The sequence below is a fragment of the Bacillus sp. T17B1 genome, from assembly GCF_026796395.1.
In the GTDB taxonomy this organism is placed as follows: domain Bacteria; phylum Bacillota; class Bacilli; order Bacillales; family Bacillaceae; genus Bacillus; species Bacillus spizizenii_A.
Map to the genome: position 1 here is coordinate 64,969 of NZ_JALAYA010000015.1, position 13,567 is coordinate 78,535.

At 41.3% G+C, this 13,567-nt stretch carries 12 protein-coding genes, 1 tRNA gene, 1 pseudogene and 1 riboswitch; of the genes and pseudogenes, 9 read left to right on the plus strand and 5 right to left on the minus strand.

Going from position 1 to position 13,567, the window contains the following annotated elements:
• Positions 1 to 666: 666 nt before the first annotated feature.
• Entirely contained in the window at positions 667 to 2,208 is a 1,542-nt protein-coding gene (locus MOF34_RS08450) for a DHA2 family efflux MFS transporter permease subunit (RefSeq protein WP_268399774.1), read from the plus strand.
• A gap of 1,025 nt (positions 2,209 to 3,233) precedes the next feature.
• Here the strand turns inward: MOF34_RS08450 and MOF34_RS08455 are convergent.
• On the minus strand, positions 3,234 to 4,010 hold the full coding sequence (locus tag MOF34_RS08455; protein WP_268399775.1) for a sporulation protein: 777 nt from the start codon (positions 4,008 to 4,010) through the stop codon (positions 3,234 to 3,236).
• Between the two features lie 144 nt (positions 4,011 to 4,154).
• On the opposite strand from MOF34_RS08455, the gene MOF34_RS08460 reads away from it, so the two are divergent.
• The 4 genes and pseudogenes from MOF34_RS08460 to MOF34_RS08475 form a co-directional block, all read left to right on the plus strand.
• A complete protein-coding gene (locus MOF34_RS08460; protein ID WP_268399776.1) occupies positions 4,155 to 4,352 on the plus strand; it encodes a hypothetical protein in 198 nt (65 codons plus the stop codon).
• Between the two features lie 395 nt (positions 4,353 to 4,747).
• Entirely contained in the window at positions 4,748 to 5,422 is a 675-nt protein-coding gene (locus MOF34_RS08465; protein ID WP_268399777.1) for a Type 1 glutamine amidotransferase-like domain-containing protein, read from the plus strand.
• A gap of 68 nt (positions 5,423 to 5,490) precedes the next feature.
• Positions 5,491 to 5,598: riboswitch (TPP riboswitch) on the plus strand.
• Between the two features lie 132 nt (positions 5,599 to 5,730).
• Positions 5,731 to 7,503, plus strand: coding sequence for a phosphomethylpyrimidine synthase ThiC (gene thiC, locus MOF34_RS08470; protein WP_268399778.1), 1,773 nt, complete (start codon positions 5,731 to 5,733; stop codon positions 7,501 to 7,503).
• A 119-nt stretch (positions 7,504 to 7,622) separates the two neighbouring features.
• Positions 7,623 to 7,786, plus strand: a pseudogene (locus MOF34_RS08475) (FbpB family small basic protein); the annotation flags it as partial.
• A 50-nt stretch (positions 7,787 to 7,836) separates the two neighbouring features.
• Here MOF34_RS08475 and katA read toward each other — a convergent pair.
• Positions 7,837 to 9,288, minus strand: a complete 1,452-nt coding sequence (gene katA / locus MOF34_RS08480) for a catalase KatA (protein ID WP_003239645.1) — start codon at positions 9,286 to 9,288, stop codon at positions 7,837 to 7,839.
• A 448-nt stretch (positions 9,289 to 9,736) separates the two neighbouring features.
• Between katA and MOF34_RS08485 the strand changes: the two genes are divergently transcribed.
• Entirely contained in the window at positions 9,737 to 10,273 is a 537-nt protein-coding gene (locus tag MOF34_RS08485; protein ID WP_019713731.1) for a hypothetical protein, read from the plus strand.
• Between the two features lie 82 nt (positions 10,274 to 10,355).
• The gene (rpsN, locus tag MOF34_RS08490) at positions 10,356 to 10,625 is read left to right on the plus strand and encodes a 30S ribosomal protein S14 (protein WP_019713732.1); all 270 of its coding nucleotides are present in this window, start codon (positions 10,356 to 10,358) and stop codon (positions 10,623 to 10,625) included.
• A gap of 17 nt (positions 10,626 to 10,642) precedes the next feature.
• Here rpsN and MOF34_RS08495 read toward each other — a convergent pair whose 3' ends face one another.
• Together MOF34_RS08495 and MOF34_RS08500 are read right to left on the minus strand one after the other, a co-directional pair.
• Positions 10,643 to 11,116 carry a hypothetical protein gene (locus tag MOF34_RS08495; RefSeq protein WP_268399779.1) on the minus strand — a complete coding sequence of 158 codons (474 nt, stop codon included), beginning with the start codon at positions 11,114 to 11,116 and terminating at the stop codon, positions 10,643 to 10,645.
• Complete coding sequence (locus MOF34_RS08500; RefSeq protein ID WP_003224033.1) at positions 11,117 to 11,317, minus strand: helix-turn-helix transcriptional regulator; 201 nt, start codon at positions 11,315 to 11,317, stop codon at positions 11,117 to 11,119.
• A 193-nt stretch (positions 11,318 to 11,510) separates the two neighbouring features.
• Between MOF34_RS08500 and MOF34_RS08505 the strand changes: the two genes are divergently transcribed.
• Positions 11,511 to 11,584: transfer RNA gene (locus MOF34_RS08505), tRNA-Gly, on the plus strand.
• Between the two features lie 89 nt (positions 11,585 to 11,673).
• Here MOF34_RS08505 and MOF34_RS08510 read toward each other — a convergent pair.
• Positions 11,674 to 12,297: a B3/4 domain-containing protein gene (locus MOF34_RS08510; protein ID WP_268399781.1), complete on the minus strand. Its 624-nt coding sequence runs from the start codon at positions 12,295 to 12,297 to the stop codon at positions 11,674 to 11,676.
• Positions 12,298 to 12,379: 82 nt separating this feature from the next.
• Here MOF34_RS08510 and queG point away from each other — a divergent pair, with 82 nt between their 5' ends.
• The gene (gene queG, locus MOF34_RS08515; protein WP_019713736.1) at positions 12,380 to 13,540 is read left to right on the plus strand and encodes a tRNA epoxyqueuosine(34) reductase QueG; all 1,161 of its coding nucleotides are present in this window, start codon (positions 12,380 to 12,382) and stop codon (positions 13,538 to 13,540) included.
• The last annotated feature ends 27 nt before the right edge of the window (positions 13,541 to 13,567 follow it).

Sequence of the window (13,567 nt, forward strand, 5' to 3'; positions counted from 1 at the left end):
ATTATACCAAGTCCGACTACAGGGCTTGGGGGGGGGGATGTCTATGTTTACAAAACCTTTTGGGAATATTAAGGGGGAGTGTGGTACAAGATATATACCACTTAATAAAATTGGTTAGAGAGAATACAACTTTTAAGGCTTGCATAGTATAGGTTATTCTGGACTCAATAGTTTAAACGATTTGATAAATATATTAACTCCTACTGAAATATTAGAATATAAGTACTTACAAGTTAACAAAAGAAGAATATTGTTTAGGAAGATATGTGGAAAAAAAGTGTCTCAAAATTAACAGGTTATAAAGAACTTAGAAACTTTACCATAACGAAAGTTGTGTTTAATCAACCAATACTTTATTTCGATAATCACAACCTGAGGAATACACAATTAAGCATAAGTCATGTTAACAATTTAAATTACTAGATTTAAGCTCGTGGAGAAATTTAGTAGGTTTAACATTAATGTGGACTGTAAAAGAGGCATAGGCAAAAGTATTAAAAGCGGGTTAACTCCTTTTTAAAGGGTGATGTGTGGTTAAAAATTTTTTAGAATTGGAAAAGCGTCATCAATTTATTGTAAGATATTTTACAATTCATGTGTATTATCACACCATATTATGAATATAAAATAAAATAATTTATATAGTCATACAGAAGGGGTGTTTTAATGTCAAATTATAACAGCGCAAAACATGAACAGTCAAAATGGTGGGCACTTATTGCATTAACTTTAGCAGCGGTTATGGTTGGATTGGATATGACAATCCTTAATATTGCCTTACCTACTTTATCAATTACTTTTGATGCTTCAACTAATCAATTGCAATGGTTTATTAATTCTTATACTTTAGCACTTGCTGTTTTTATGTTGCCTGCTGGACTACTAGGTGATCGCTTTGGGCGTAAAAAAATGCTGATTAGTGCATTTATAATGTTTGCTGCAAGTTCATTGCTTTGCGCATTTGCTACAAATACTGAACTTTTTATCACCGGCAGAGTATTATTAGGAATTGCTGCAGCTTTTGTTATTACTTTATCTACTGCCATTCTCCCGGTGATTTTTTCAGTTGGGGAAAGATCTAAAGCAGTTTCTATTCTTATGATTGGCACCATGTTATCATTACCAATTGGTCCACTTTTAGGAGGTTGGATATTAGATTATGTATGGTGGGGATGGATTTTTTTACTAAATATTCCTATTATAATGTTAGCAAGCATAGTTGTGATCTTATTTTTGCCCGAATCTCGTGGTGAACAAAAATCTAGAGTTGACTTTGTTGGTATCTTGCTTTCTGGTATCGGATTATTTTGTGTTTCATATGGTATCATCGAGGCAGGAGCACGAGGATGGGATAATAGCTTAGCATTAATAACATTAATAACCGGATTCCTCTTAGTGGGACTTTTTGTTCTATGGCAGTATAAAACTAGATATCCACTTATTGACATGACTATATTTCGTACACCAGTATTTCGGTGGTCGGTGGTATTGTCCATACTTGTTAATATATTGTTATTTGGTATGCTTTTCATCATCCCGCTATATCATCAAATTGTGATAAAGACGGATGCTTTTGGAAGTGGTTTACGTTTGCTATTCCTTGTTGCAGGGTTAGTTATAGGTGGGATTTTGACAGAGATAAGCGTGTCTAAGTTGGGAGAAAAAAAGATTATTGTTTCTGGCTTTTTTCTGATTGCGTTAGCAACGATAGCAGGAGCAATGACAACGATAGATAGTACTGAATGGTTTGTAGGGGCATGGTTAGCTGTTTTTGGCTTAGGTATGGGTTTGGCTATGCCAACTGTGATGAATTTAGCTTTAGGGTCTCTATTGAGTAAGCAAAGTGGGATTGGTTCTTCTGTTATACAAACAGGTAGACAGGTTGGTGGTGCTCTAGGAGTTGCAATTTTTGGGTCAATTTTAAATTCTGGATATCGAAGTAATTTACAGTTAGAACAATTTCCTGATGAAGTAAGAGCTGTTGTTCAGGAGAGCGTTACGGCAGGAGCTGTAGTTGTGGAGAATTTAACGATCCCGGAGCTACTAGATAATCTTTATCAGTCATTTATTATGGGAATGAATAATGTACTATGGATATGTTTTGCTATAGCGATATTCGGTATATTGGTTTCATTCATATTTCTACCAGCTTCTATTGAGGAAGATAAGATACATGTGCATAAAGAAGGGAAAAGTATTGACAGTTAAACTTAACAAACAAAAAGAATAATATCCTAATAGATAGTTACGATGTGAAATGAAATCTTGCTAATAGAAGTCCTTGTCTATTAGCAAGTTGACTAGAGTAGTAAATTAGTAAAAATTTAAGTTCCTAAGTTCGATAATTATATATAAAACTCCATTTCAATAACATTTACACAAATTTACACATTATAAAACCCAGTATTATCGAGAGTTTAAGAACTATTTGGACCCCGACCACCGGTATACTGAAAAAACGTTTCTTCATCTTATATGCTCCCCTAAAGGTAGACAGATGAAATGAAAAATCTGTTTGCTTTGGGGAGTTTTTCATGGCTGGAGATTAAATATTAAAATAAGAAAAATTAAACATTATTTCTAAATTTAATGCCGGACGGCGAGGGAAAAACGGAATGAACAGATAATAGCTGAGATGGCACTTCTCCACAAACAAATTGGCGGTATCTACGGTTACCACAGAATCACCCTACATATGAACGCCACTTTCAAGAGTGTCTCAATCATAAACGGATATATTGGCTGATGAAAATCGCTAAGCTCCGGTGTGTGATTCGCCAAGGAAAAAACGTTATGGCAAAGCGACTCGCAAACAAGTGGCTGAAAACAGCCTAAATCGTCAATTTACAGCGGACAAGCCAAATCAAAAATGGGTCACCGATTTGACAGAGCTGAAATACGGTCATCGGAAAGCCTATTTCAGTGCATTATGGATCTTCACGAGGGAATGATCATGTCTTATGTGCTGGGGGAAATCCATTAATTATGCCCTTGTGTTTGAAACTTTAAAAGTTAGCGCTCGAAGCAGCACCTAACACAGCCTCTCCACAGCGACAGAGATTTTCAATACATATCTCACCAATTTAGAAGGATGGTTGGAAGCAAACATGACACAAAGCATATCCCGGATAGGCCGTTGCATTGATTAAAGACCCATTGGATTGTTTTGGGGAAAATTAAAATTCTACTAGCAGGGAATAGTTCATAAGAAACGGGTTTTTATTTTTTATCATTCACTCAGCGTATTGGTCTATGATCTCTTCTAGTACCTCTTTAAGCCCTTCTGCATCTTCAAGCTCAGATTGGCTGAAGCGGACACGTACGAGCTGTTCTCCGTCATTATACATCTCTTCAAACCATCCTCGCAGGCCTCTTGCCCTGCGGTCGACCTCGAAAATCATATCTAAACCGTCATCGTCTAAAAGGAATATAAGCTCTAGTTCATTAAGCATCTGACGATAGTAGCCTGATGTCGGAACGAACTTAAATTCTTGAACGAACGGTAGGCGGCGTTGGAAGTAAGGTGCTTGTTCGCAATCTGCTTCGTTAAGACGGAAGCCTAGGTTTTCGATGGCTTCTAGCACACTTTCAACCCAAGGATGCGCTTCAACGAAAATGCGGTCATGGTCGGACTTATCAATACCGCCTTCGATATCAAGGTCTGTTACCACGGCGACCTCTACTTTCCCAACAGTGATCGGCGTATCAAGAGGCAGAGTGAATGAGAACGGGAATTGATGCTCTTCTCCAGGCTGAATCGTAAATGAACCAGTGACCCGGAAAGAATGAATTGTAGCGTATTTCCGATGCTCTTCATCGTCTTTTACAATGACGTACCGTGTATTAAGCTGTAAATCAATATAGCGGATGTCCTGAGCGATTTTTCCGCCTTTGACATGGACAGTTCCCCGTATTTCTTCTCCTGGATAATATGCGTCTTTCTCTAAAATTGTATCTACTTTTGCAGCACCAATACCGGCACTTGCCGCAAGCTTTTTAAAAAATGACATGTTAGATCTTCCCCTTTTTCTTTATCTCAACAGATATACGTAAAAAGGAGGAAAAAAGATTCGTTTGATTCATACTTTTTTCCTATGATTCGTCAGGCCTAGGGACAGACTAAGAATAATACTGAAAGCAAAGGAGCGGATGAAATGAACAAAGAGAGTATGGTTGCTGATGAATTGCACAGAATGTTTTTGGCTGGTGAGCTGCAAATCACGGTAGAAGAGGATATAAACAATATTTCCGAAAGGCTAAGAAACGGAGATCTCAGTTTAGACCGATTAAGCGGTGAAGACGCGTTTATAAAAGAAACAGTAAACGAGGCTTTAAGAAGAGTGGAGCATTAAAGGAGAAGAGACGGTCTTTCATAAACGAGAGACCGTTTTTTTTTATAACCTTTTTACAGTTCTCTACAGGATATAAGCGAGTCGATTTGAAATGGTTTATCTAGGATCAAGCCTTTTCCAACAGGAGTTCTGACAGTTCTCCATACAGATAAACAGCTACATCTAATTGATCATGCAATGTCTTCGGAGGTGAGAGTTCGAGGTTGCCGTTATGGCGGCGGTATACTTGTTAATGTTTTTTGTTGTTAAGAAATTAAGAGCAGTTGAAGGTACGTCTATGGCGTTAATTGGTTCAAAGACATTGTTCAAGGGCCTTTATTTTCTTGCTTCTATACAAAATGCTATAATGAATAACAAATTTTGTCGGGGAGTGGAATGATGAACAGATTATTGCGATGGGCGGCGGAGGTTTTTCGATGGAACCGGAGAATTTGTCCCTTGATCAATATATCATCAATCAAGCGGAACGGGAATCGCCTCGCATTTGTTTTTTGCCAACGGCTAGCGGTGATTCCCAAAATTATGTTCAGCGGTTTTATCATGCATTTCAGACCCTAGATTGTGTGCCATCTCATTTATCCTTATTTAAGCCGCCGTCAACAGATTTAACTTCTTTTGTTATGGAAAAGGACGTGATTTATGTTGGCGGGGGAAATACGAGGAATATGCTTGTGCTGTGGAAGGAGTGGGGGCTGGATCTTATTCTCAGGGAGGCATGGATGAACGGTGTGATTCTAGCGGGATTAAGTGCCGGTGCGATCTGCTGGTTTGAAGAAGGGGTGACAGATTCAGCCGGACCGCTAACTAGTATGAAAAGTTTAGGGTTGTTGCAAGGAAGTTTTTGTCCTCATTATGACGGTGAAAAGGACCGAAGGCCGATATACCACCAGCTGATATCTAATGAATTCCTGAGTGATGGCTATGCTGCGGATGATGGAGCGGCTCTCCATTTCATAAATGATCAGCTGTTTCAGACAGTTAGTTCAAGACCGGGTGCAAAGGCATATCGGGTGATGGTGGCTGAACATGAAATAGCTGAAATCCCGCTGCCTGTCAAATATTTAGGGTGAATTGGCTGAATATTATCTAAATTCCTCTTTTTTTTTGATTGATTTCATGTTAAGATGAGTCAGAAATCAATAGTTACTGGGGGTGCCCGCTTTCGGGCTGAGAGAGAAGGTAAGCTTCTTAACCCTTTGGACCTGATCTGGTTCGTACCAGCGTGGGGAAGTAGAGGAATTGTTTTTATTATTGTCTTGCTGGGCAATAATAAGTTTCTTTCTGACTGTAACCGGGTTCATTCATTTGAATCCGGTTTTTTGTGCTGGTTATGGGCTTGATTTTGTCCTTTCAAACGAAGAGAGGGGAAGGATAAGTAATGCAAAACAATTCTGTGCAGCAAGCCAACATTTCCATTATGTCGAGTTTTTCGGGGAGCAAGAAAGTGTATGCGGAAGGTTCTTCTTCGGACATCCAAGTGCCGATGAGGGAAATCGCATTGAGTCCGACGACAGGGTCGTTCGGCGAAGAGGAAAACGCGCCTGTGCGTGTCTATGATACAAGCGGACCGTATACCGACCCTGATGTGACCATTAATATTCAAGAAGGGTTAAAGCCGCTCCGCCAAAAATGGATCACAGGGCGTGGCGATGTTGAAGAATATGAAGGACGGGCTGTCAAACCAGAAGATAACGGTTATAAAAAAGCAAATTCAAACGTAAGCTACCCAGGACTAAAGCGGAACCCGCTGCGGGCGAAAGCGGGCCAAAATGTCACTCAAATGCACTATGCCAAAAAAGGAATCATTACACCTGAGATGGAGTTTATCGCAATCCGCGAGCATGTGTCTCCCGAATTTGTCAGAGATGAGGTAGCAAGCGGCCGGGCGATCATTCCTTCAAATATTAATCACCCTGAGAGTGAACCGATGATTATCGGCCGGAATTTTCATGTGAAGATTAATGCGAATATCGGAAATTCAGCGGTTACGTCATCCATTGAAGAAGAAGTGGAAAAAATGACGTGGGCCATCCGCTGGGGAGCGGATACGATGATGGATCTTTCTACCGGAAAAGACATTCATACGACGCGAGAATGGATTATTCGCAATTGCCCTGTGCCTGTGGGAACTGTTCCGATTTATCAGGCGCTTGAAAAAGTAAACGGCGTAGCGGAGGATTTAACGTGGGAGATTTACCGTGATACGCTGATTGAGCAGGCAGAGCAGGGAGTGGATTATTTTACGATTCATGCTGGTGTTTTGCTGCGGTATGTCCCGTTAACCGCCAAACGGACAACTGGAATCGTGTCACGCGGGGGAGCAATTATGGCACAGTGGTGTCTGGCCCATCATCAGGAAAGCTTTTTGTATACTCATTTTGAAGAAATCTGTGAAATTATGAAAACGTATGATATTGCTTTTTCTCTTGGGGACGGGCTTCGCCCCGGATCAATCGCTGATGCCAATGACGAAGCGCAATTTGCTGAATTAGAGACCCTCGGAGAACTGACGCAAATTGCCTGGAAGCATGATGTTCAGGTGATGATTGAAGGACCGGGACATGTGCCGATGCATAAAATCAAAGAGAACGTCGATAAACAAATGGACATTTGCAAGGAAGCGCCATTTTACACATTGGGGCCGCTTACGACGGATATTGCGCCGGGCTATGACCATATTACTTCAGCGATCGGGGCGGCGATGATTGGCTGGTATGGGACAGCAATGCTTTGTTATGTCACGCCGAAGGAGCATTTGGGGCTGCCAAACCGTGATGATGTTCGTGAAGGGGTCATTACATATAAAATTGCTGCGCACGCGGCAGATCTTGCAAAAGGGCATCCCGGAGCGCAAATACGGGATGATGCGTTATCGAAAGCCCGCTTTGAATTCCGCTGGCGAGACCAGTTTCATTTATCTCTTGATCCGGAAAGAGCGCTTGAATATCATGATGAAACACTGCCGGCAGAAGGAGCAAAAACCGCTCACTTTTGTTCAATGTGCGGGCCGAAGTTTTGCAGTATGAGAATTTCTCAGGATATTCGTGATTATGCGAAGGATAAAGAGCTTAGTGAATGGGATGCCATTCAAGAAGGAATGAAAGAAAAAGCTGAAGAATTTGTGAATCAAGGCAGCAAGCTGTATAAATAAAATTGACAGGCAATTTGGAATACGTTTTAAGTTTTAATATAGCTAATATATTTACAGTATTTGCTGATCGTGAAACCGAAGGCTCTTATGTTTTAGATAAGGGCCTTTTTTGTATGTAAAAGGAGGGGAGAAAACGACTCAGGAAGCGAAAAACATATGGGAATCAAATTTTGCTGCTTGAACTTCTGAGTGAAAAAACAAAAGAGAGATTATGAACTGCGCGGAGCCTATGGAGGAATTTTATATAAAGGTTGATAAGAAGCATACGGCAGTACGTAACTAACTATTAACTATAAAAAAACCCGCTATTTGCAGCGGGTTTTTTCATTTCTATTAAGCATCTTTTTTAATCGGCAATCCAAGGCCTTCTGCCACGCGTTTTCCGTATTCAGGATCCGCTTTGTAGAAATGCTCGATTTGGCGAAGTTTGATTTCTTCTTTTTCTACCGGCTTCATGGCGTTAACGATATTTTCAACAAGGCGGGCGCGCTCATCTTCGCTCATTAAACGATAGAGGTCACCGGCTTGTGTGTAGTGATCGTTGTGATCGTAGCTCACGCTGTCAGCGATTCCTTGTACTGGATATGCTGCTTGTTTATCCTCAGGTGACTCTTTCGGACCGCCGAAGCTGTTAGGCTCGTAATAAACAGATCCGCCGCCGTTATTGTCAAAACGCATTTGTCCGTCACGCTGATAATTGTTCACTTCGTTGCGTGCGCGGTTGATTGGCAGCGCTTGATGGTTTGCACCGACACGGTAGCGGTGTGCATCATGATAAGCAAACAGCCGGCCTTGAAGCATTTTATCCGGAGAAACATCAATACCAGGCACGAGTGTTCCAGGTGAGAATGTCGCTTGTTCTACTTCTGCAAAGTAGTTTTCCGGATTTCTATCTAGAACCATTCGCCCAACTTCGATTAACGGATAGTCTTTTTGAGACCAAACTTTTGTGACATCAAACGGATCGAAGCGATACGTATTTGCATCTTCTAAAGGCATGATTTGCACATATAGTTTCCATGCAGGGAAATCACCGTTTTCGATCGCGTTGAAAAGATCTTCAGTATGGTAATCAGGGTTTTCACCGGCAATTTTTGCAGCTGTATTGACATCAAGGTTTTTTACGCCTTGTTCTGTTTTAAAGTGATATTTGATCCATACGCCTTCGCCTTCGGCATTTGTCCATTTGAATGTATGGCTTCCGAAGCCGTGCATGTGGCGAAGTGTCGCAGGAATTCCGCGGTCTGACATTAGAATTGTCACTTGGTGCAGTGATTCTGGTGAAAGTGACCAGAAATCCCATACAGCCGTAGGGTTTTTCAAGTGAGTTTTTGGATCTCTTTTTTGTGTATGGATAAAATCAGGGAACTTGATCGCATCGCGGATGAAAAAGACTGGTGTATTGTTACCGACGATGTCGTAGTTTCCTTCTTCAGTATAGAATTTAACAGCAAATCCGCGCGGGTCGCGGACGGTGTCAGCCGAGCCAAGTTCACCAGCAACTGTTGAAAAACGGATGAACAACGGTGTTCGTTTGCCGACTTCAGAAAGGAAAGCGGCTTTCGTGTATTTTGTAACATCGTTTGTCACTTCAAAATATCCGTGTGCACCCGCACCTTTGGCGTGAACGACACGTTCAGGAACACGTTCTCTATTGAAATGGGCCAATTTTTCGAGTAAATGTACATCTTGGATTAAAGTTGGTCCGCGAGAACCGGCAGTCATTGAATTTTGATTATCTCCAACCGGAGCGCCCCAGCTAGTTGTCAGTTTATTTGAACTCATGTCATCACCTCTTGAAATTTATAAGACCATAATATCATCTCTAAGTAAAAAGTCAATATCATTTTATAATTATTATAAAATAGTTATCTTTATTAAGGGATATATAGTATTGAAAATGTTGATAAACCCTTGTCATAACGGATTTTGAAAAGAATAAAAAATTTTGCGGGAATGATTTTCTCTACTCTATTTGCGAAACAAGCAGAGTAAGTGATAAACAAGTTGACAACGTCCGGCTATCCTCTCTTAGAAAGGCGTATTATGTTGCAGAACTTGGTTTTTGGTTTTGCCATTTGAAAATGAGCGGACGAGAAAGTTTTAGAATAAAAGGGGAAAAGGCGCCGCTGGTTTAAGTAAAACACAGCCTCTGAGCATGGTATGATATGTAAAGAAGGGAGCTGTTTTTCTGAAAACATTAGTAAGCGCAACAATCATTTGCCTGATCGCTATGCTGACAGCATGCGAAGATACAAAACAAATGGAAATCAAAGAGGCGGATATGTCAGACCTCGAAAAAAACAGGATCGATGTTGCAGCCTCACAAACATTCACTGCCGAGGTTGCAAATATCAGCGATAGCATTTCTGGAGCTGAAATGTATATAGAGCATTATCAAAACGGAAAGCTTGTTGAAACCGTTGGACAGGTAAGTGCAGATTACTCGGAGGAAAAACCTGATTTATTACAATTTGTGTACTTTGAGAATGAGGAGGGGGAAGGAAAGAATAAGCTGAGCACCGTTCATTTTGGAATTGTTGATAAACAGGGGAATATTGCGGCTGGTACGTCATTTCGGCGTGATGGTAGCGCTACACATGAAATGACTCAGAATATTTCGTCGGCAGAGCCGATTTCTTTTGAAAAACCTGTATTAATCGGCAGCAGTATAAGAGATATCAAGAAAACCATGAAAACCTCTGAACATAAAAAAGATATAATTAAACATCAAGATGCCTTGCTATATTATGTAAAATTGCAAGATTAAAAACAGTGTGCTTGATTTTTTTTAGCGTGCATGATACATTTTAAATCGTAATAATTTCGATTTAAAAAGGAGGCTATGTGTCTTGGCTAAAAAATCAAAAGTGGCAAAAGAGTTAAAACGCCAACGGCTTGTTGAACAATACGGTGATATTAGACGCGAGTTGAAAGAAAAAGGAGATTACGAGGCACTCAGCAAGCTGCCGAGAGATTCAGCACCGGGAAGACTCCACAATCGCTGCATGGTAACGGGTCGCCCGAGAGGATATATGAGGAAGTTTAAACTGTCCAGAATCGCTTTCAGGGAGCTGGCTCATAAAGGCCAGATTCCCGGTGTGAAAAAAGCGAGCTGGTAAGAAGAAACTCCGGCCGGTTACAGAGCGCCGGAGTTTTTTTCGTTTTTCTTGAAAGAGATGACATAGGATAGGTGCTGGATGATCATGATGATAAACACAATAATAATAGGGAAAAACGGAATACGCGATTGAAAAAGCGGATAAAAAATGAGAAGAACCGCTGCGACAGGTAGCGAGAAGTAGACGGCGATATATGACGCACGGCATGCTTTTGCCGTCATCATTCTCTCTCTTTCATCCTGCTCTTCAAATTCATCTGGCAGAAGAAGCTTTTTTGCAGCAGGGCGGCTTTTTTCCTGTAAGTACAAATAAACCGCAGACGCCGCAACAAACAGAATAAAGGGAGTGAGGTTTAATTCAAACACCATCTCGCCGCTCTTTGTGCGGATAAAAGATGCAATGCCTTCTGATGCTTCAAAGTATGCAATCAGCGTCCAGCATGCAAGGCCAAATAAAACAAGTTGAAAAGCTGCTTTTGTTTTCATGCTCATCTAGTTTTCCTCCTCTAACCAAAAGACATCCTCCATTTTCATGGAGAAGGCCTTGCAGATTTTCAGTGCTAACAACAGTGAGGGAACATAATCGCCTTTTTCGATAGCTGCCACAGTCTGTCTTGTAACGCCAATCGTTTCTCCGAGTTTTTCCTGAGAATAGCCGAAGCGCGCCCTCAGCTCTTTTACTTTATTTTTCATCATGACGTCTGTCCCCTTCGCATGGTCGATTGATTATATTGTATAGTATACTTGACATTATGTAAATGTGACTTAACAAATTTACAAATATAAAACTTTTTTTCGACAAAATTTTTATATTCCCTTGACGAAAAATTAATAAACGTGTAATATTAGACAAGTCAGGACGGTACTGTTACTGACAATCAAAAATGCGGGTGTAGTTTAGTGGTAAAACCTCAGCCTTCCAAGCTGATGTCGTGAGTTCGATTCTCATCACCCGCTCCATACATACGTTATTAACGCAGTGTTTCGTTTCTTAGATAAACGAAGTATTGCGTTTTTTTATGTAAAAAAGAACACGTCAATCGTGTTCTTTACGTAAGCCAATGTACTGTATGGGCACCGCCGTGAATTTGTTCAAACATTTTCGTTAATGATGATAAGAGTCTAACAGCACTGCTTTTTTCAATGGATGGCGGGAAAAAAATGATTTGTAGCATGCTCTTGGTCTTGTCTGAAACGGGATAGCGATTGACACTGTTTTTTAAATCGCCAAATATGCCGTTTTTATCAGAGAAAAGCAGTATGTTTTCTTTTTCTCCCAATGAGATTCGGACTGGCTCATGTAGCTTGCCGGCATCATAAATCATAATGGGCAGAGAATATTTTAAGGCGAAAAAATCGTTGGTGTCATGGGCTGAATCCTTACTTTCCATGAATTGTTCTCTGGATATTGGGATCAGCATGTCCTCCATTGGGGTTGTTTCTCCCTCAAATGTAGGGTTAAGCTGTTTAAAGAGTTCCTGCCATTCCTTGACGAAGGGCTCATCAGATATTCCGCCGTCCGCATAATCGAAAAACAGGGATTCTTGAAATAGGCGAAGCCTGCCTTTCAGCATTTGCGGAGAGGAGCTGACATCAATATTCTCATAAATCACAGCAGCCGCATGTAAGCCGGCCGCACGCTCAGTAATAACAGAATCAAGTTTGATATTCACTAGCATTCACTCCAGTTACGTGATATCAACCTATTATATACGCTGTATCGTTTTATCACAAAGAAAGGAGGCTGTGCAAAACATGAACGTTTATCAGCTCAAAGAAGAATTAATTGAATACGCGAAAAGCATTGGCGTGGACAAGATTGGTTTTACGACCGCTGATACATTTGACAGTTTAAAAGACCGTTTGATTCTTCAAGAATCACTCGGCTATCTCTCCGGCTTTGAAGAGCCTGATATCGAGAAAAGGGTGACGCCGAAGCTGCTTTTGCCGAAAGCGAAATCAATTGTGGCGATCGCTCTCGCATATCCTTCCAGAATGAAGGATGCGCCGAGAAGCACGAGAACTGAGCGCAGAGGCATTTTTTGCAGAGCCTCCTGGGGCAAAGACTATCACGATGTGCTGAGGGAAAAGCTCGATCTGCTGGAGGAATTTCTGAGAAGCAAGCATGAGGATATCAGAACAAAGTCAATGGTCGATACTGGCGAATTGTCTGACCGGGCCGTTGCAGAGCGGGCAGGCATCGGATTCAGCGCGAAAAATTGTATGATCACAACGCCTGAGTATGGCTCTTATGTGTATCTGGCAGAAATGATTACGAATATACCTTTTGAGCCTGATGTGCCAATTGAAGATATGTGCGGGTCCTGCACAAAATGTCTGGACGCCTGTCCGACGGGAGCCCTTGTAAATCCGGGACAGCTGAATGCGCAGCGCTGTATCTCTTTTCTGACCCAGACGAAAGGGTTTTTGCCTGATGAATTCCGGACAAAGATTGGAAACCGCCTGTATGGGTGCGACACGTGTCAAACGGTGTGTCCTCTCAATAAGGGGAAGGATTTTCACCTTCATCCGGAAATGGAGCCTGACCCTGAGATAGCCAAACCATTATTGAAGCCGTTATTGACCATCAGCAACCGTGAATTTAAGGAGAAATTCGGACATGTCTCAGGTTCTTGGCGCGGGAAGAAACCGATTCAGCGAAACGCCATTCTAGCCCTTGCCCATTTTAAGGATGCTTCCGCACTGCCTGAATTGACGGAACTGATGCATAAAGATCCGCGTCCTGTTATCAGAGGAACAGCTGCATGGGCGATCGGTAAAATCGGTGACCATGGATATGCGGAAGAGCTTGAAAAAGCGCTTGAAAAAGAGAAGGATGAAGAGGCAAAGCTGGAAATTGAAAAAGGAATTGAGTTGCTAAAAGCTTCAGGCATGACTAAACAAGGCCTGTCCTGACATACGTATAGAACAGAAGGAAAAAAA